This is a genomic window from Achromobacter spanius (genome assembly GCF_003994415.1).
GTDB lineage: Bacteria > Pseudomonadota > Gammaproteobacteria > Burkholderiales > Burkholderiaceae_B > Achromobacter > Achromobacter spanius_C.
Map to the genome: position 1 here is coordinate 3580361 of NZ_CP034689.1, position 17882 is coordinate 3598242.

Sequence of the window (17882 nt, forward strand, 5' to 3'; positions counted from 1 at the left end):
AAGCCGGCACCCGCGAAAGCAGCAGAGTGCCGAATCCGTCACGCCGTATCAGCGCCCGTTCAAGCGCCCTTGCCGTCCAACACCAAGGACGGGCTCGATGCCGCGCCGCGCTCGTAGCGCGAAATGCCCAGGCCGTCGGTGCGGATGGCGGGGCGCTGCCCCATCACCTGGTCGGCCACCAGCTTGCCGGAGCCGCAAGCCATGGTCCAACCCAGCGTGCCGTGGCCGGTGTTCAGGAACAGGTTGCCGTAACGGGTGGGCCCGACGATGGGCGTGCTGTCCGGCGTCATCGGGCGCAGGCCGGTCCAGAATTCAGCCTGGGCCACGTGGCCGCTGCCGGGGAACAGGTCGTTCACGACCAGTTCCAGCGTCTTGCGGCGCGCGTCCTTCAAGCGCAGGTCGAAACCGGACAGTTCGGCCATGCCGCCCACCCGGATGCGGTCGTCGAACCGGGTCACCGCGATCTTGTAGGTTTCGTCCAGGATGGTGGACACAGGCGCGGCGGCCTCGTCTTTCATGGGGATGGTCAGCGAATAGCCCTTGACCGGATAAACCGGCAGGTCCAGGCCCAGCGGTTCGAGCAGACCGCGCGAGTAGCTGCCGAAGGCGGCCACGTAGCGGTCGGCCGTCAGGACCTCGTTGCCCACGCGCACGCCGGTGATCTGGCCCCCTGCGGTGTTCAAGCCCGAGACCGTCTGGTTGAAGCGGAAGTCCACGCCCAGGGCAGCGGCCATCTCGGCCAGCCGTGTCGTGAACAGGCGGCAGTCGCCGGTTTCGTCGTTGGGCAGGCGCAGGCCGCCGGCCAGCTTGTGGATCGAGCGCGCCAGGGCGGGTTCGGCCGTGACCAGGCGGTTGCGGTCCAGCAGTTCGTAGGGCACGCCTACTTCTTCCAGCACCGCGATGTCACGCCGGGCGGCTTCCAATTGGGCGTCGGTGCGGAACAGCTGCAAGGTGCCCCGCGCACGCTCTTCATAATGAATGCCCGTGGACGTGCGCAGTTCGCGCAGGCAATCGCGGCTGTATTCGGCCAGGCGCAGCATGCGCTCTTTATTGACCGAATAGCGGTCGGCCGAACAGTTGGCCAGCATGGCGGCCATCCACTTCAATTGGTACAGGCTACCGTCCAGGCGTATCGCCAAGGGCGCATGCTTCTTGAACAGCCATTTGATGGCTTTTAGCGGAATGCCGGGCGCGGCCCAGGGCGTGGAATAGCCCGGCGAAACCTGGCCGGCATTGGCGTAGCTGGTTTCCTGGGCGGCGGCGGGCTGGCGGTCCAGGACCGTCACGCGGGCTCCCTGACGGGCGAGATAATACGCGGTCGTGGTGCCGATCACGCCGCTGCCAAGGACGATTACATGCATGATTCTTTCCGTATTTGGATTTACTCAGTTATTTCGGTAGTCTATGACTCCAATCGCAGTGAAAAGCACTGATTATTTTGCTTTAGCAGCGCTTTTTCTGGGGTGCCCCCTGTTTTCCGATCGGCAAAAGTGAAATGCGCGACCTAGACCGAATTGACCTGAAAATCCTGGAAATCCTGCAGCGCGAAGGCCGCATTTCCGTTACCGATCTGGCCGAGCGGGTCAGCCTGTCGGCCACCCCCTGTTCGGACCGGGTCAAACGGATGGAACGCGAGGGCGTCATCACGGGTTACCATGCGCGCGTCAATCCGGCGGCCTTGGGCAAGAACCTGCTGGTGTTTCTAGAGATCAAGCTGTCGGCGAAGTCCGGCGACGTGTTCGACAAGGTAAAGAAAGAGCTGCTGTACGTGCCCGAAGTGATGGAATGCCATCTGGTGTCTGGCGATTTCGATTACCTCGTGAAGGCCCGCCTGACGGAAATGAACGAATATCGGCGCCTGTTGGGCGAAATTCTTAAGCGCTTGCCGGCGTCGGCGGAATCCCGCAGTTACATCGTCATGGAAGAAATCAAGGAAACGCTGTATCTGCCGGTGGATCGGTAATTGACACACTGGCCTTGGGGCAAGCGCCCCACCGGATACGCGGATTGTTACGGGCGCGCGCGTGCGCGGCTGCTATGCTGGCGGCCCTCCGACCCGTGCCGCCCAGTTCTGGTCCGACCCCAATTCTTTAGTCCCAACCTATGACTCGCCTTTACAAATACTTCTTCCGCGGCCTGATTACCGTGCTGCCGCTGGCCCTGACCATCTACCTGCTCTACATCTTTCTGGCGTGGACGGAGGCCGTGGCGCTGACGTTTCTGCGCCCCTTCATTGGTGGCTTCTACGTGCCGGGCATGGGGCTGGCGCTGGGCATTCTGGGCATTTTGGCCATCGGCTATCTGGTGTCCAAGCAACGCGTGCAGAAGTTCCTGACCGTGGTGGAAATGCCCTTTACCAACCTGCCGGTGGTGAAGAGCATTTATTCGTCGCTGAAGAGCTTTGCCGACTATTTTTCGCCCAGTTCCAAGAACACGGCGCAACAGGTCGTTGTCCTGCGCTTGCCGGGGCAGCAACTCGAACTGGTGGGCCTGGTGACGCGGCGCAGCCTGGAAGGCCTGCCCGAAGGGTTTACACAGGGCGATCGCGTGGCCGTCTACCTGCCCATGGGCTACATGATTGGCGGCTACACCGTATTTGTGCCGCAAGACTGGGTACAGCCCATCCAGATGTCGGTCGAGGAAGCCATGCGCTCATCGCTGATCGCCTGGATGGCGCGCGCCGAGAACAACAGCCGCCCCACGGCCCCGCCCGTGCCGGACACGCCCGTGGCGCCCCCGCCGCCGCCGCCCGCCAACACGAATGGCGGCGACCCGGCCTGACCGGTTTTTCATCTATCCCTTTCCGCGCAATCCATGCCCATTATTGAATTCACGCTTGCCGAAGGCAGCCCCTATATTGAAATCAACCAGCTCCTGAAAGCCACCGGCGTCTGCGACAGTGGCGGCGCGGGCAAGATGATGGTGGCCGACGGCCAGGTCAGCGTGGGCGGCGTCATCGAAACGCGCAAGACCGCGAAGATCCGCGACGGCCAGATCGTCACTTGCGGCGACATCCGCATCGTTGTGCGAGGCCCGCAATGAAACTCAAGATGGCCAAGAACTCCATCTTCGCCGTGCTGCTGCGCTCGCCCTGGTGGATGAGCGCGGGCGTGGCCGTGCTGCTTAGCGCCGGCGGTTTCGCCGCGCTGCCGCTGGACTATGCGGCGATGGGCGTGTTCGCGGCGGTGCCGTTCGCGGTCATTGCCATCATGGCGGCCTACAAGCAGTTGCGGGCACCGTCGGAAACGCGCGTGCAGGCCGTGGCCGAAGCCGCCGCGGCCATGACGTGGGTCGAGTTCGCCAATACCGTTGAAGCCGGTTTCAAACGCGACGGCTGCGAGGTCCAACGCCTGCAGACACCCGGCGCCGACTTCGCCTTGAGCAAAGACGGCCACGTGGCGATCGTCAGCGCCAAACGCTGGAAAGCCGCGCGCGTGGGGGTGGAGCCGCTGCGTGAACTGCAAGCCGCGCGTGAAAAACGCGGCGCGCGCGAAGCCATCTACATCGCCCTGGGCGACGTCTCCGACAACGCCTGGCAGTACGCGAAGGCGCAAGGCGTGTCGCTGATGACGGCGCCGGAACTGGCCAAGTTGCTGCGCGACCTGAAGGTCTGAGCGGGCCGACATTTCGCGCCTTTCTGTTCGATCCGGATCTTTCGATGACCTATCGCATCCTTGCCGATCTGGTGCTTGTCGTGCACGGGCTGTTCGTTGCCTTCGTTGTATTCGGCGGGCTGCTGGCGCTATGGCGGCCGCGCATCGCTTACTGGCATCTGCCGGCGCTGGTGTGGGGCGCGGTGGTGGTGGGCATGGGCTGGATCTGCCCCTTGACGCCGCTGGAAGTGTCGCTGCGCCAACAGGCGGGCCAGCAAGGCTATGCGGGTGGTTTTATCGAACACTATCTACTGGGCCTCATCTACCCCGATAGCATCACCCGAACCACGCAGATGGTGCTGGCCGCGCTGCTGATCATCGGCAATATCATGGTGTATGCCCTGTGGGTGCGCCGACGCCGGCGTGCCAGGCGCGCCGCGCCGTAACGCCGGCACGCGCTACAAGCCAAGCCATCGCGCCAGGCTGATAAAGCACGCATCAAGGCCCAGCGCCCAAGCTTACAGACCGCGCGCGATCACCAGCCGCTGGATGTCGCTGGTGCCTTCGTAGATCTGACACACGCGCACGTCGCGGTAAATGCGTTCAACCGGAAAGTCTTTCAGATAGCCGTATCCGCCCAAGGTCTGGATGGCGGCCGAACACACTTTCTCGGCCATTTCCGACGCAAACAGCTTGGCCATGGACGCTTCCATCAACGCAGGTTTGCCGGCTTCGCGCAGCGCGGCCGCATGCAGCACCATCTGGCGCGCGGCGTGGATCTGCGTCGCCATGTCGGCCAGGCGAAACGCCACGGCCTGATGTTCCATGATGGGCTTGCCGAATGCCTGGCGGTCGCGGGCGTAGTCGCGCGCGCATTCAAAGGCGGCCCGCGCCATGCCCACCGATTGCGACGCGATGCCGATGCGCCCGCCTTCCAGGTTGGCCAACGCAATCTTGTAGCCCTGCCCTTCATCACCCAGCCGGTAGGCGGCGGGGATGCGCATGTCTTCAAACGCGATCTGGCAGGTGTCCGAAGCATGCTGACCCAGCTTGTCTTCGACCCGCAGCACTTGATAGCCCGGGGTGTCGGTGGGCACGATGAAGGCCGAGATGCCGCGCTTGCCGGCGTCGGGGTCGGTGACCGCGAAGACGATCACGGTTTGGCCGCTCTTGCCCGACGTAATGAATTGCTTGGCGCCGTTCAAGACGTAGTCGTCGCCGTCGCGGCGGGCGCGGGTGCGCAGACTGCTGGCGTCGGAACCCGCTTGCGGCTCGGTCAGGGCAAAGCCGCCGATGTGCTCGCCGCTTGCGAGCGGCCGCAGGAATTGCTCTTTCTGCGCGTCGTTGCCGAACTTCAGGATGGGCATGCAGGCCACCGAATTATGCACGCTCATGATGGTGGAGCACGCGCCGCTGCCGGCCGCGATTTCTTCCAGCGCCACGGCGTACGACACGTAACCGCTGTCGTTGCCGTCCCATTCCTCGGGCACCAGCATGCCGAAGAAACCCAACTGCGCCATTTCTTGAATGGCGTCGGCGGGATAGTGGTGGTCACGATCCCAGCGCTCGGCGTTGGGCGTCAGGCGTTCCGTGGCGAAACGGCGCGCCATCTCTTGAATACTGAGTTGCTCTTCGGTCAACAGCATGTTTTGTCTCCTGGGTTGCGCGGGCGGGCGGGCGCCGGATGGGCGCCGCTTGCCTTGTTCTGTCGTGCCGCGTTGGCGGGGTACGGACGAGGCACGGCATCGAGAATACACCGTCGTTCCCATGCGCGCGGGAAGGTTGTTCGCTTCAAGAACCTTTTAGTGTTGCGTGAAAACCGAGGATCGAATTATCATGCAACTTATTAAGTATCTTGATGAGACATGGAAAGGAGTTTGCGCATGAATTACGACGTGATCATTGTGGGCGGCAGCTTTGCCGGCCTATCGGCCGCCATGCAACTGGCGCGTGCCAGAAGGCGTATCGCGCTGATCGATGGCGGCCAGCCCCGCAACCGTTACGCTGCCCACTCGCACGGCTTCCTTGGCCAGGACGGCAAGACGCCGCAGGACATCGTGCAGCAGGCCCGCGAGCAGTTGGCCCACTATCCCACCGTGACATTCCTGGATGGCAACGCCGTAACGGCCAGTGGTTCAATCGGCCGCTTTGCAGTAACGATGGCGGACGGGCAGCAGGTGCAAGGCAAGCGCCTGATTTTGGCCACGGGGCTGCGCGACGAACTCCCCGCCCTGCCCGGCTTGAACGAGCGTTGGGGCAAGACGGTCTTGCACTGCCCTTACTGCCATGGCTATGAAGTGGCCGGCAGCCCGCTGGGCGTGATGGCGGCGCATCCGATGTCGGCGCACCAGGCCATGCTGCTGCCGGACTGGGGTCCCACTACGTTCTTCACACAAGGTGAATTTGAACCGGATGAGGAACAGGCCGCTTTGATGGCCAAGCGCGGCGTGCGTATCGAGCGCAGCCCTATCGTTGAATTGATGGGCACGTCCCCTAGCCTGGACGCTGTCAAGCTGGCCGACGGGCGGCGCATGGCAGTCCACGCGCTGTTCGTGGCCAGCAAGACGCACATGACCAGCCCGCTGGCTGCGCAGTTGGGTTGCGCGTTCAGCGACGGCCCCCTGGGTCCGTTGATACGTGTGGATGATCTGCGGCAGACAAGCGTCGAAGGCGTCTTCGCCGCAGGCGACGCCGCCATTCCCATGAGCAACGCCACGCTAGCCAGCGCGTCCGGCGTGATGGCGGGCGTGTGCGCGCATCGTTCGCTGGTGATGGATTGCTCGTAGTATGGGTGTAGCGCGCGATGCGTGGCGCAAGAACCCTGCCGAAGATCGCGCGCAACCCATCGCGCGGACGTTGCCGATGGGTTACGCGCGGCAGGCGCCGGTTTTCGCGGGCAGGCGGTGCCGCGCTACACCCATCCTACGCATCTTGGACAGCACGCCGGCCCGGCTCGTAGGATGGGTGTAGCGCGCGATGCGTGGCGCAAGAACCCTGCCGAAGATCGCGCGCAACCCATCGCGCGGACGTTGCCGATGGGTTACGCGCGGCAGGCGCCGGTTTTCGCGGGCAGGCGGTGCCGCGCTACACCCATCCTACGCATATTGGACGGCACGCCGGTCCCGGCTCGTAGGATGGGTGTAGCGCGCGATGCGTGGCGCAAGAACCCTGCCGAGAATCGCGCGCAACTCATCGCGCGGACGTTGCCGATGGGTTGCGCGCGGCAGGCGCCGGTTTTCGCGGGCAGGCATTGCCGCGCTACACCCATCCTACGCATCTTGGGCAGGAGGCCGGGTCACCGGTTGGCGGGCGTCGGTGTCGGCGGGATCACGGTATCGCGGATGCGCGCCTTGAAGAACGCCGCCATGCGGGCGTTCCAGGCTTGATGGAATTGGCGGCGGTCGAAGCCGGGCGCGTCCTGGCAGATGTCGGCTTGTGCCTGGTCGGGCGGGCAAGGTGCCAGGAACGCGAAGTGGCCCGCGCCTGCCACCACCTGATAATCCGGAGTGTGGCCCTGGCCCTGATCCTTATCCTTATCCTGATCCTGATCCTGATCCTTATCCTTATCCTTATCCTTATCCTGGCTTTGCTCCTGGGTCTGATCGTGGGTCTGCTCCCGGCTCTGATCCTGGCTCTGATCCTGGCCCTCACCCTGCCTTCGACCCAGCGCCAGCCCCACCGCTTCCACATCGGCCAGGCTTACACCGTCTCCGCCCAGCGCCGACGCCCAAAGCTGCACGGGGATCTTCACCGCTTGCAACGCATTGCCTGGAAAAACATTCAGCGGATCTGCAATGACCACCGCCTTGATGCGCGCATCTTGCACATAGGGCTGCTGAGGAATTTTCCCGGATGCGATATCTCGGCACATGGGAAGCGTCGGCGCTTCCTGACAAACCTCCAAGCCCGCCTGAAAATCTGGCTTGGCGCCGGCCAACACCAAGGCGGTATACGCGCCGCGCGAAAAACCGAAGGCGCCGATCTTGGTGGCGTCCACGCGCGCTTGCTGTGGCCAGGCGGTCGTCATGTAGTCGATTACGCGCCGTATCTCACGCGGGCGCGTCGAGAAGATTGACAGGTATCCCTGCCGCGAGCGGTCCTGCGCGTTGTCGCCCACGTGGTTGATGGCGACCACCACGAAGCCCGCATCCGCCAGCGCCGCGGCGGTGTCGTGATGGCTCAAGAATGAACCGGCCGACCCATGCGACATCACGATCAAGGGATGCCGACCGTCGGGCACGGCGCAGTTCAAGACGCCAGGGATGGTGGCGCGACCCAGTTTGATCTCCGTGGCGGGGGCGTTGCAAGGCGTCCAGATGCCGCCCGTGAGCGCCGGGCCGTTCATGTCCACGGGTATCGTCAGGCGCTGGAAGCCGGCAGCCCGGGCGGCGCTCGGCGTCAGGGTGCCGGCAAGACCTAGGGCAAGGACGGAAACAACAGCGGCGGCAGTGGTGGACGCGGTCGTGCAGCGCGCGCGCAAGAGGGAAAGAAAAGTCATGGTCGAACGGAACAAGGAAAAGGACGACGGGGCAAGCCGCACACCCATACCTGCGCAGCACGGTATCGACAATACCGGTCACGCACCCATACCGGTGCAGCGGGGTATCGACAATACCGGATTCGAACATGTCTTGTAGCGGCTACGGCGCGACGCAACCATGCGCTCGTGCATCAAACAACGGGATGGATGGGAATGCCGTAGCGCCACGGCCCACGCGGCGGCGCTACGGCTATCCATGGCATTGCCCCCTTACCGAACCTTGCCCTCCTTCCAAGCCGCCAGCAGTTGCTCATACGGAATGGTTTCGCCCTTGGGCTTCTCGTTGGTCAGCTTCTTCCACGGCGCGTGCTGGTCCGACAGCCACTTGCTGGGGTTGCTCTTCGGGTTCAGCTTGGGCGCGCATTGCGCCATGCCTGCCCGCTCCAGCCGCGCCATCACCTGATCCATTTCATTGGCCAGGCTGTCCATGGCGGCCTGCGGGGTCTTTTCACCGGTAACCGCCGTGGCCACGTTCTTCCACCACAACTGCGCCAGCTTCGGATAATCCGGCACGTTGTTGCCGGTGGGCGTCCATGCCACGCGGGCCGGGCTGCGGTAGAACTCGATCAGCCCGCCGTAGTTGGCGGCGTTCTTGGTGAAGAACTCGCTGTTGATGTCGCTGTCGCGGATGAAGGTCAGGCCGGTGATGGATTTTTTCAGCGATACCGACTTCGACGTGACGAACTGCGCATACAGCCAGGCCGCGGCCATCTTGTCGGGGTTGGTGGATTTGAAGAACGTCCACGAACCTACGTCCTGATAGCCGTTCTGCATGCCGTCCTTCCAGTACGGGCCGTAGGGCGACGGCGCCATGCGCCATTTCGGCGTGCCGTCGTCGTTCACCACCGGCAGGCCCTTCTTGGTCATGTCGGCGGTGAAGGCCGTGTACCAGAAGATCTGCTGGGCGATCTGCCCTTGGGCGGGCACCGGGCCGGACTCCGAAAACGTCATGCCCATGGCCTGCTGCGGCGCGTACTTCTTCATCCAGTCGATGTATTTCGTCAGCGCATAGACGGCGGCCGGGCTGTTGGTGGCCCCGCCGCGAGATACCGACGCACCGACCGGCGTGCACTTGTCATCCGCCACGCGGATGCCCCATTCATCCACCGGCATGCCGTTGGGCAGGCCCTTGTCGGCCGCGCCGGCCATGGACAGCCACGCATCGGTAAAGCGCCAGCCCAGCGACGGGTCTTTCTTGCCGTAGTCCATGTGGCCATAGACCTTCTTGCCGTCGATTTCCTTGACGTCGTTCGAGAAGAAGTCGGCAATGTCTTCGTAGGCGGACCAATTGGTGGGCACGCCCAGGTCATAGCCGTACTTGGCTTTGAACTTGTCCTTAAGATCTTGCCGGGCGAACCAATCCGCGCGGAACCAGTAGACGTTGGCAAACTGCTGGTCGGGCAATTGATACAGCTTGCCGTCGGGCGCGGTGGTGAATTTGGTGCCGATGAAGTCCTTGATGTCCAGGTCGGGGTTGGTCCATTCCTTGCCCGCGCCGGCCATGTAGTCCGACAGCGGCAGAATGGCGCCGTAACGGTAGTGGGTGCCGATCAGATCGGAGTCCGAGATCCAGCCGTCGTAGATCGACTTGCCCGACTGCATGGACGTCTGCAGTTTCTCGACCACGTCGCCTTCCTGGATCAGGTCGTGGTTGACCTTGATGCCGGTGATTTCACTGAACGCCTTGGCCAGTGTCTTGGATTCGTACTCGTGCGTGGTGATGGTTTCCGACACGACGTTGATTTCATTGACGCCCTTGGCCTTCAGCTTGGCCGCGGCGTCCATGAACCACTTCATCTCGGCCATCTGCTGGTCCTTGGACAGCGTGGAAGGCTGGAACTCGGAATCCACCCACTTCTTCGCCTCCGGTTCGCCGGCCCAAGCCCCTGATGTGCCGATCAGGGCGATAGCGGCCGCCATGGCGTGCATGCGCAATTTCATGACCTGTCTCCTCGAATACCCTTCCCCTTCTGTTCTGCTGCGGACCTCTGGCCGGGGAAGATGCGGGCCGCAGTCCTTCAAAACCATCCATCCCAACCTGCCAGGGGTCGACGCGCCCCTTCAGCCCTTTCTTCAGCCTTTTTTCATGATGAAAGCCAGCAACAGCATGGACACCACGAAGCTGATCCACACCGACGGCGGCTCGTCCAGTGACAGCCACTCCATCACCTTTTCGCCAAACCCCAGAAACGCCAGGTTGACCCAGGCCGCGGCCATCAATCCAATAAACAGCCTGTCGCCGCGCGTGGTGCGCAGCGGCAGAAAGCCCTTGCGTTCGACCGTGGGCGATTTCAATTCCCATACGGTCATGCCGATCAGCATCAGCACGATGCAGGTGAAAAACACGGCGACCGGCGTGGTCCATACCATCCAACTGAACATGTCGGCCCCCTTCTACACGCGGCCCATCGCGAAGCCCTTCGCGATGTAGTGGCGCACGAACCAGATGACGATGCCGCCGGGCACGATGGTCAACACGCCGGCCGCCGCCAGCACGCCCCAATCCATGCCGGACGCCGACACGGTTCGGGTCATGGTGGCCACGATGGGTTTGGCGTTGACGGACGTAAGCGTGCGCGCCAGCAGCAATTCCACCCAACTGAACATGAAGCAGAAAAACGCCGCCACGCCCACGCCCGACTTGATCAGCGGCAGGAAGATCGTGAGGAAAAACCGGGGAAAGGAATAGCCGTCGACATAGGCGGTTTCGTCGATTTCGCGCGGCACGCCGGACATGAAGCCTTCCAGAATCCACACGGCCAGCGGCACGTTGAACACCAGGTGCGCCAGCGCCACGGCCAGGTGCGTATCCATCAGCCCGAACGAACTGTAGAGCTGAAAGAACGGCAGCAGGAACACGGCGGGCGGCGTCATGCGGTTGGTCAGCAGCCAGAAGAACACGTGCTTGTCGCCGATGAAGCGGTAGCGCGAAAACGCGTAGGCCGCTGGCAGCGCCACCGCCAGCGAAATCACCGTATTGATGACGACGTAGATCAGGGAATTGATGTAGCCCGAATACCAGGCGGGGTCGGTGAAGATGGTGCGGTAATGCTCGAAGGTGAAGTCGCGCGGCCACAGCGTCAGTGTGCTGACGATTTCGGTATTGGTCTTGAACGACATGTTCAGCATCCAGTACAGCGGCAGCAGCGCGAACACCAGGTACAGGATCAGGAAGGCGGTACGCCACCAGGTGGATTGGTCACGCATGGGGATGCTCCTCGTCGACGCCGCCGGTCGTGCCCGCGCGCTGCATCCAGTTGTAGAGGATGAAGCACAGCAGCAGGATGATCAGGAAGTAAATGATGGAGAACGCCGCGGCGGGGCCCAGGTCGAACTGGCCCACGGCCTTTTGCGTCAGGTACTGCGAGAGGAACGTCGTGGCGTTACCCGGCCCGCCGCCCGTCAGCACGAAGGGCTCGGTGTAGATCATGAAGCTGTCCATGAAGCGCAGCAGCACCGCAATCATCAACACGCCGCGCATCTTGGGCAGTTGGATGTAGCGGAACACCGCCAGCCGCGACGCCCCATCGATGCGCGCGGCCTGGTAGTAGGCGTCGGGAATGGCGCGCAGGCCCGCATAGCACAGCAGCGCGACCAGCGGCGTCCAGTGCCACACGTCCATGACCAGCACGGTCACCCAGGCGTCCACGTCGTTGCCGGTGTAGTTGTAGTCCACCCCCAGCCACGACAAGGTCGCGCCCAGCAGGCCGATGTCGGTGCGGCCGAACACCTGCCAGATGGTGCCCACCACGTTCCAGGGAATCAGCAAGGACAGCGCAATGATCACCAACACGGCCGACGCGCGCCAACCACTGGCGGGCATGGACAAGGCCAGCAAGATGCCCAGCGGAATCTCTATGGCCAGCACCGCCAGCGAAAACCCGATCTGGCGGAACAAGGCGCCATGCAGTTCTTCGTCTTGCAGCACGGCGGCAAACCACTCCGTGCCCACGAAGACGCGGCGGTCCGGGGCAATGATGTCTTGCACGGAGTAGTTGACGATGGTCATCAGCGGCAAGATGGCCGAGAACGCCACGCACAACACCACGGGTAAAACCAGGAACCAGGCCCGGTGATCAATGGGTTTCATGGGATCAGCACCTCGTCGCGATAAAAGCAGGTGTGCGGATTCAGCACCGACAACCAGACGGTGCCGCCGACGGCGGCGGGCACGATATTGCTGCCCAAGCGGGCGCGCACGGGCGTGCCTTCGAAGTCGGCCACCAGCAAGGTGTAGGTGCCCACGTCCTGCACGCGCTCTACCCGCATGGGTACAGCGCCCGCCGTGTTCGCGTCTGTCAGGCGCAGGTATTCGGGGCGCACGCCCAGCTTGATGGGGCCGGCGTTAGCCAGCTTTGCGGCCACTTCGGGCGTGGCGCCTTGCACGCGCGTCTGCCCCACCCACAGCGCATCGTCGCGCCATTGCGCCGGCAGGAAGTTCATGCCGGGCGACCCGATGAAATGGCCCACGAAGGTATGCGCCGGCCGTTCGAAGAGATCGTCCGCGCTGCCCACCTGCACGGCGCGTCCGCGCGCCATCACCATGACCTGGTCGGCAAACGTCAGCGCTTCGGTCTGGTCGTGCGTCACGTAGATCAGCGTCAGCTTGAATTCGTGATGAATTTCCTTGAGCTTGCGCCGCAGCTCCCACTTCAGTTGCGGGTCGATCACCGTCAAGGGTTCGTCGAACAGAATGGCCGACACGTCATTGCGCACCAGGCCACGGCCCAGCGATATTTTTTGTTTGGCGTCGGCCGTCAGGCCGCTGGCGCGGCGGTCCAGCACGTGCGACATCTCCAGCATTTCGGCAATGCGGCCCACCCGTTCGCGGATGTGTTCGGGCGCAACGCCCCGGTTGCGCAGCGGAAAGGCCAGGTTGTCGGCCACCGTCATCGTGTCGTAGACCACGGGAAACTGGAACACCTGCGCGATGTTGCGCGCCTGCGGGGATTTGGCCGTGACGTCCTGGCCGTCAAACAAAATGCGCCCGTGCGAGGGGCGCAACAAACCCGATACGCAGTTGAGCAAGGTGGTCTTGCCGCAGCCCGACGGGCCCAGCAAGGCATAGGCGCCGCCGTCGCGAAAGGTGAATTGCAGCGGTAGCAGCGCGTAGTCGTCGTCGGTCTTGGGGTCGGCCACGTAGGAATGGGAAAGGTCCAGCTCGATCTGCGCCATCAGGCCGCCTCCCCGTTCATGCCCGGATGGCGCGGTGCGGCCAGAGGGGCGGCCAACAGCGCGCCGCCGGTGTTGAATGCATAGGTGTTGGCCGGGTCGAAATACAGTTGCACGCGCTCGTCCAAGGTATAGCGATGCACGCCCGGCAGTTGCGCCACCACGTCGCCCGCGGCCGTTTCCGCATGCACGAAGGTGTCGGAACCTGAAATTTCAGCTAGCTTCACCACGCCGGCCAGGCCCACATGACCGGGGCGCGGTTCCACGTCCAGCGCGCCCGCGCGCAGGCCCGCGGTGATGTCGGCGCCTGCCTGCGCAGGCAGGTCGCGGTCAACCGCCACCTGACCTTGCAGGACGAAACCCGTGTCCGTGCGCCGGGCCGCGAACAGGTTCATGGGCGGATCGCTGAATGCGCGCGCCACGCGTATGGAATTGGGGCGGTGAAAGACCTGGGCCGTGGGGCCGTATTGCAGCAGCTCGCCCGCATCCAGCACGGCGGTGTGGCCTCCCAGCAACAGGGCTTCGCCCGGTTCGGTCGTGGCGTAGACCACGGTGGAACGCCCTTCGGCAAACAATTCCGAAAGCTCGTCGCGCAGTTCTTCGCGCAGCTTGTAGTCCAGGTTGACCAGGGGTTCGTCCAGCAGGATCAGGGGCGCGTCCTTCACCAAAGCCCGGGCCAGCGCCACCCGCTGCTGCTGCCCGCCAGACAGTTCCGACGGGTAGCGCGCCAGCAGATGGTCGATGTGCAGCCGGGCCGCCATGGCGCGGACTTTTTCGCGGATGTCCTTTTCGCCGCGCAGCTTGAGCGGCGACGCGATGTTGTCGTAGACCGACATCGACGGGTAATTGATGAATTGCTGGTACACCATGGCGACGTTGCGCTGGCGCACGGGCACGCCCGTGACATCCACGCCGTCAACCAGTACGCGGCCTTCGGTGGGTCGGTCCAGCCCGGCCATGATGCGCATCAACGAGGTTTTGCCCGCCAGGGTCACCCCCAGCAGCACCGTCATGGCTCCCGGCACGGGGGCCAGGCTCATGGGAGTCAGGTGCGTTTGCGAGCCGGCCCGCAAACCTATCCTGTCCAAGGTCAGCTGCATCTAGTCTCCTCAACCTACTTATATGTCCCTGTTTTAAAACGGACTTCGGTATTCGGTACAGCGCCCCAGCCGCTACGCGCAATGGCGTAACAGGATGAGCATACTCTTTCAGGTATCTTTCGTTTTTTTTGCGTTTTACCCAAGAAGCGAACAAAAAACAATCTTGCAGTGCGGCATTATTTTTCGCTTTTGTTGTTTTATCATGCGAATATGACACTGAATCCACGACAGAGCGCGTTGGTCGAAATGGTGCGGGCCCAAGGCTCGGCCACGATCGAAGAGCTCGCCAAACGCTTTGACGTCACGCTGCAGACCGTGCGGCGCGACGTCAACATTCTTTCCGAAGCCGGCATGCTGTCGCGCTTTCATGGTGGCGTGCGCATTGAAGCGTCCACCATCGAGAACATTGCCTACCGCAAGCGCCAGGGGCTGCACGCCGCGGGCAAGCAACGCATTGCCGAAGCCGTGGCGCGCGCCGTGCCGGACGGCTGTTCGCTGATCCTGAACATCGGCACCACCACCGAGGCCATCGCGCGCGCCCTGCTGCGCCATCGCGGCCTGCGCGTCATTACCAACAACCTGCATGTGGCGGACATCCTGTCCGACAACCCGGATTGCGAAGTCATCGTGGCCGGCGGCGTGGTGCGTTCGCGCGACCGCGGCATCGTGGGCGAAGCCACCATGGATTTCATCCGCCAGTTCAAGGTGGATATCGGCCTGATCGGCATTTCGGGCATCGAAGCCGACGGCACGCTGCGCGATTACGACTTCCGCGAAGTGCGTGTGGCGCGAACCATCATCGAACAATCGCGCGAAGTCTGGCTAGCCGCCGACAGCAGCAAATTCAAACGCCAGGCCATGGTGGAACTGGCGCATATCTCGCAAATCGACCGATTCTTTACCGACGCGCACCCGCAGGAACCCCTGGCGCAGGTGCTGCTGGATTCCGGCGTGCGCTGCGAAGTCGCGGCCGCGCCCAATGGAGCCGGCGTAGAGACCCCCACGAATAATTCCGCATCCAACTTATGAACCAACCGCTCGCCAACGTCACCCCGCCCGATCGCAACCGCCTGCTGTCCACGCTGGACAACACGCCGTCCTGGGACGTCATCGTCATCGGTGGCGGCGCAACGGGCCTGGGCACCGCCGTGGACGCCGCCGCGCGTGGCTACCGCACCTTGCTGATCGAAGGCGCCGACTTTGCCAAGGGCACGTCCAGCAAGGCTACGAAACTGGTGCATGGCGGCGTGCGCTATCTCGCCCAAGGCAATGTCAGTCTGGTGCGCGAAGCGCTGCACGAACGCGGTCTGCTCAATCGCAACGCGCCGCACCTGGTGTGGCCGCTGGGTTTCGTGGTGCCCGCCTACAACCTGTTCGACCAGCCTTTCTATGGCATCGGCCTGAAGATGTACGACATGCTGGCCGGCAAGCTGAACCTGGCGCCCAGCCGCTGGTTGTCGCGCCGCGACACGCTGGCCAATGCGCCCACGCTGGCGGAAAACGTCAACGGGCGTGGCTTGAAGGGTGGCGTGCTGTATTACGACGGCCAATTCGACGACGCGCGCCTGGCGATGAGCCTGATGCGCACGCTGTTCGACCTGGGCGGCACGGCCGTGAACTACGTGCGCGCCACGGGCCTTAGCACCAGCAACGGCAAAATTGACGGCGTGACCGCGCAAGACGTGATCGGCGGCGCCAGCTTCTCGTTGCGCGCGCGTTGCGTGATCAACGCCACCGGTGTCTGGGTGGACGCCGTGCGCCGCATGGAAGACAAGAACGCGGCCACGATGGTGGCGCCCAGCCAGGGCGTGCACCTGACCTTGCCGCAAGAGTTCCTGCCCGGCAAACGCGCCATTCTTATCCCGAAGACCGACGACGGCCGCGTGCTGTTCGTGGTGCCATGGAACGGCCACACCATCGTGGGCACCACCGACACGCCGCGCGGCGATCTGCCGCTGGACCCGGAAGCCGGCGCGCAGGATGTGGACTTCATCCTGAGCACCGCCGCGCGCTACCTCAGCCGCAAGCCGACCCGCGACGACGTCACCAGCGTCTGGTCGGGCCTGCGTCCGCTGGTCAAGGCCACGGGCGAAGCGTCGACCAAGCAGTTGTCGCGCGAGCACACGATTTTGGTGTCCAACGCCGGGCTGGTGACGGTAACGGGCGGCAAGTGGACGACCTACCGCCGCATGGCGCAGGACGTGGTGGACACGGCGATTCAACATCACTTGCTGACGCAGGCGTCGTGCCGGACCGAATCGCTGCCGTTGCACGGCGCGGCGGGCCTGGCGCCGTCCGAAGAGCATGCGGGCACGCCAGACAGTTACTACGGCAGCGATCTTGCAGTGTTGAAGGCGTTGCCGGGCGCCGACCGCATGCTGGTCAAGGCCAGTGGTTTGTCGGAAGCGCACGTACGTTTCGCGGCACGCTTTGAGCTGGCGCGCAGCGCCGAAGACGTGTTGGCCCGCCGCAACCGCGCGCTGTTCCTGGACGCGGAAGCCGCAATGCTGGCCGCCCCCGAAGTCGCCCGCATACTGGCCGAAGAGCTGGGCCACGACGCCGCGTGGCAACAACGCACGCTGCAAGAGCTGGCTACGGTAGCGAAGACGTATCGGCTGTAGGATGGGTGCAGCGCGGGGACGCCTTCAAAAGAAACCAGGCGTACTACGCGCGAAACCCATCAGCACCCGTGAAGTTCTTGCCAACGTTGGAATGCATCCACGCTTGCTTGATGGGTTGCGCGCGGCATGGGCTGGCTTTCTATTGGCTGATTTCTCGCGCTACACCCATCCTACGAGCATCGATGCACGTTGCCCGCATGCCCGCAGCGATTCACGGCACCCGCAGCGTGCTCGTTTCTATCATCGCGTCGAACACGCGCAGCAAATCCGGGTCGCATTTTGAACCGGCTTCGCGATGCAGGATCCGCATGATCTCGCTATGCCCGCGCGCAGGGTGATACGGGCGCGCGTCGCCCAGCGCATCATACGAATCGGCCAGCGAAATAATGCGCGATAGCATCGGAATATCGTGGCCGTGCAGGCCAGCCGGATAACCCGAGCCGTCGAAATGCTCGTGATGGTGGCGCACCGCTTGCGCGATCAGGTCGCGTTGCGGCATCGCGCTATGCATGATGATATCGGCGCCAACCGCCGCGTGGGACTTCATGATTTCCCAGTCTTCGCCTTCCAGGCGATGCGGTGAAAACAGCACGCGGTCCGGCGTGCCGACCTTGCCCACGTCGTGCAGCCGCGCGGCCACGGCGGCGGCCTGTTGTTCGTTTTCGGACAGGCCACAGGCCTGTGCCAGCGCCACGCTTAGCGCGACCACACGGCCGCAATGTCGACCGGTGGCGGGGTCACGCGCCTGCATGGCGGCGAACAGCGCGGCCTCGCAGGAACTTGCTGGATACTCGGGTACGTCGGGAGGCATCAGGAAACGCGCGGCGCCTCGCTTGAGCGGCGCGCTTATGTCGGA

The 17882-nt window shown here is 63.6% G+C and carries 19 protein-coding genes; 9 read left to right on the forward strand and 10 right to left on the reverse strand.

Annotation, left to right across the window (positions count from 1 at the left end):
• Positions 1-59 precede the first annotated feature (59 nt).
• Positions 60-1361, reverse strand: coding sequence for a D-amino acid dehydrogenase (locus tag ELS24_RS16255; RefSeq protein WP_050446962.1), 1302 nt, complete (start codon positions 1359-1361; stop codon positions 60-62).
• Between the two features lie 134 nt (positions 1362-1495).
• On the opposite strand from ELS24_RS16255, the gene ELS24_RS16260 reads away from it, so the two are divergent.
• The 5 genes from ELS24_RS16260 to ELS24_RS16280 all read left to right on the forward strand — a co-directional run bounded on the left by ELS24_RS16260 (position 1496) and on the right by ELS24_RS16280 (position 4039).
• Complete coding sequence (locus tag ELS24_RS16260) at positions 1496-1963, forward strand: winged helix-turn-helix transcriptional regulator (protein ID WP_050446963.1); 468 nt, start codon at positions 1496-1498, stop codon at positions 1961-1963.
• 140 nt (positions 1964-2103) lie between these two features.
• On the forward strand, positions 2104-2781 hold the full coding sequence (locus ELS24_RS16265) for a DUF502 domain-containing protein (protein WP_050446964.1): 678 nt from the start codon (positions 2104-2106) through the stop codon (positions 2779-2781).
• Positions 2782-2814: 33 nt separating this feature from the next.
• Positions 2815-3042, forward strand: a complete 228-nt coding sequence (locus tag ELS24_RS16270) for an RNA-binding S4 domain-containing protein (protein ID WP_050446965.1) — start codon at positions 2815-2817, stop codon at positions 3040-3042.
• Complete coding sequence (locus ELS24_RS16275) at positions 3039-3614, forward strand: restriction endonuclease (RefSeq protein WP_127184704.1); 576 nt, start codon at positions 3039-3041, stop codon at positions 3612-3614. The genes ELS24_RS16270 and ELS24_RS16275 overlap by 4 nt, the downstream gene beginning before the upstream one ends.
• Positions 3615-3658: 44 nt before the next feature.
• Positions 3659-4039 carry a DUF2784 domain-containing protein gene (locus tag ELS24_RS16280; protein ID WP_127184705.1) on the forward strand — a complete coding sequence of 127 codons (381 nt, stop codon included), beginning with the start codon at positions 3659-3661 and terminating at the stop codon, positions 4037-4039.
• A 72-nt stretch (positions 4040-4111) separates the two neighbouring features.
• On the opposite strand, the gene ELS24_RS16285 is transcribed toward ELS24_RS16280, so the two are convergent.
• On the reverse strand, positions 4112-5239 hold the full coding sequence (locus ELS24_RS16285; protein ID WP_050446968.1) for an acyl-CoA dehydrogenase family protein: 1128 nt from the start codon (positions 5237-5239) through the stop codon (positions 4112-4114).
• A 237-nt stretch (positions 5240-5476) separates the two neighbouring features.
• Here ELS24_RS16285 and ELS24_RS16290 point away from each other — a divergent pair, with 237 nt between their 5' ends.
• Positions 5477-6379, forward strand: a complete 903-nt coding sequence (locus ELS24_RS16290) for an NAD(P)/FAD-dependent oxidoreductase (RefSeq protein ID WP_127184706.1) — start codon at positions 5477-5479, stop codon at positions 6377-6379.
• Between the two features lie 509 nt (positions 6380-6888).
• On the opposite strand, the gene ELS24_RS31315 is transcribed toward ELS24_RS16290, so the two are convergent.
• Complete coding sequence (locus ELS24_RS31315; protein WP_240669320.1) at positions 6889-7776, reverse strand: alpha/beta hydrolase family protein; 888 nt, start codon at positions 7774-7776, stop codon at positions 6889-6891.
• Positions 7777-7909: 133 nt separating this feature from the next.
• Here ELS24_RS31315 and ELS24_RS31320 point away from each other — a divergent pair, with 133 nt between their 5' ends.
• Positions 7910-8230 carry a hypothetical protein gene (locus ELS24_RS31320; protein WP_240669321.1) on the forward strand — a complete coding sequence of 107 codons (321 nt, stop codon included), beginning with the start codon at positions 7910-7912 and terminating at the stop codon, positions 8228-8230.
• 113 nt (positions 8231-8343) lie between these two features.
• Here ELS24_RS31320 and ELS24_RS16300 read toward each other — a convergent pair whose 3' ends face one another.
• The 6 genes from ELS24_RS16300 to ELS24_RS16325 form a co-directional block, all read right to left on the reverse strand.
• The gene (locus ELS24_RS16300) at positions 8344-10074 is read right to left on the reverse strand and encodes an ABC transporter substrate-binding protein (protein ID WP_050446972.1); all 1731 of its coding nucleotides are present in this window, start codon (positions 10072-10074) and stop codon (positions 8344-8346) included.
• A 132-nt stretch (positions 10075-10206) separates the two neighbouring features.
• Entirely contained in the window at positions 10207-10515 is a 309-nt protein-coding gene (locus tag ELS24_RS16305; protein ID WP_050446973.1) for a DUF2160 domain-containing protein, read from the reverse strand.
• Between the two features lie 12 nt (positions 10516-10527).
• Entirely contained in the window at positions 10528-11340 is an 813-nt protein-coding gene (locus ELS24_RS16310) for a carbohydrate ABC transporter permease (RefSeq protein WP_050446974.1), read from the reverse strand.
• Positions 11333-12223, reverse strand: coding sequence for a carbohydrate ABC transporter permease (locus ELS24_RS16315; protein WP_050446975.1), 891 nt, complete (start codon positions 12221-12223; stop codon positions 11333-11335). The genes ELS24_RS16310 and ELS24_RS16315 overlap by 8 nt, the downstream gene beginning before the upstream one ends.
• Positions 12220-13308 carry an ABC transporter ATP-binding protein gene (locus ELS24_RS16320; RefSeq protein ID WP_127184707.1) on the reverse strand — a complete coding sequence of 363 codons (1089 nt, stop codon included), beginning with the start codon at positions 13306-13308 and terminating at the stop codon, positions 12220-12222. The genes ELS24_RS16315 and ELS24_RS16320 overlap by 4 nt, the downstream gene beginning before the upstream one ends.
• Complete coding sequence (locus ELS24_RS16325; RefSeq protein ID WP_050446977.1) at positions 13308-14405, reverse strand: ABC transporter ATP-binding protein; 1098 nt, start codon at positions 14403-14405, stop codon at positions 13308-13310. The genes ELS24_RS16320 and ELS24_RS16325 overlap by 1 nt, the downstream gene beginning before the upstream one ends.
• Positions 14406-14615: 210 nt before the next feature.
• Between ELS24_RS16325 and ELS24_RS16330 the strand changes: the two genes are divergently transcribed.
• Together ELS24_RS16330 and ELS24_RS16335 are read left to right on the forward strand one after the other, a co-directional pair.
• Positions 14616-15434, forward strand: a complete 819-nt coding sequence (locus ELS24_RS16330) for a DeoR/GlpR family DNA-binding transcription regulator (RefSeq protein WP_205736910.1) — start codon at positions 14616-14618, stop codon at positions 15432-15434.
• On the forward strand, positions 15431-17026 hold the full coding sequence (locus ELS24_RS16335; RefSeq protein WP_050446979.1) for a glycerol-3-phosphate dehydrogenase/oxidase: 1596 nt from the start codon (positions 15431-15433) through the stop codon (positions 17024-17026). The genes ELS24_RS16330 and ELS24_RS16335 overlap by 4 nt, the downstream gene beginning before the upstream one ends.
• Before the next feature lie 211 nt (positions 17027-17237).
• Here the strand turns inward: ELS24_RS16335 and ELS24_RS16340 are convergent, their stop codons facing one another.
• Entirely contained in the window at positions 17238-17837 is a 600-nt protein-coding gene (locus ELS24_RS16340) for an HD-GYP domain-containing protein (protein WP_127184709.1), read from the reverse strand.
• Positions 17838-17882 lie beyond the last annotated feature (45 nt).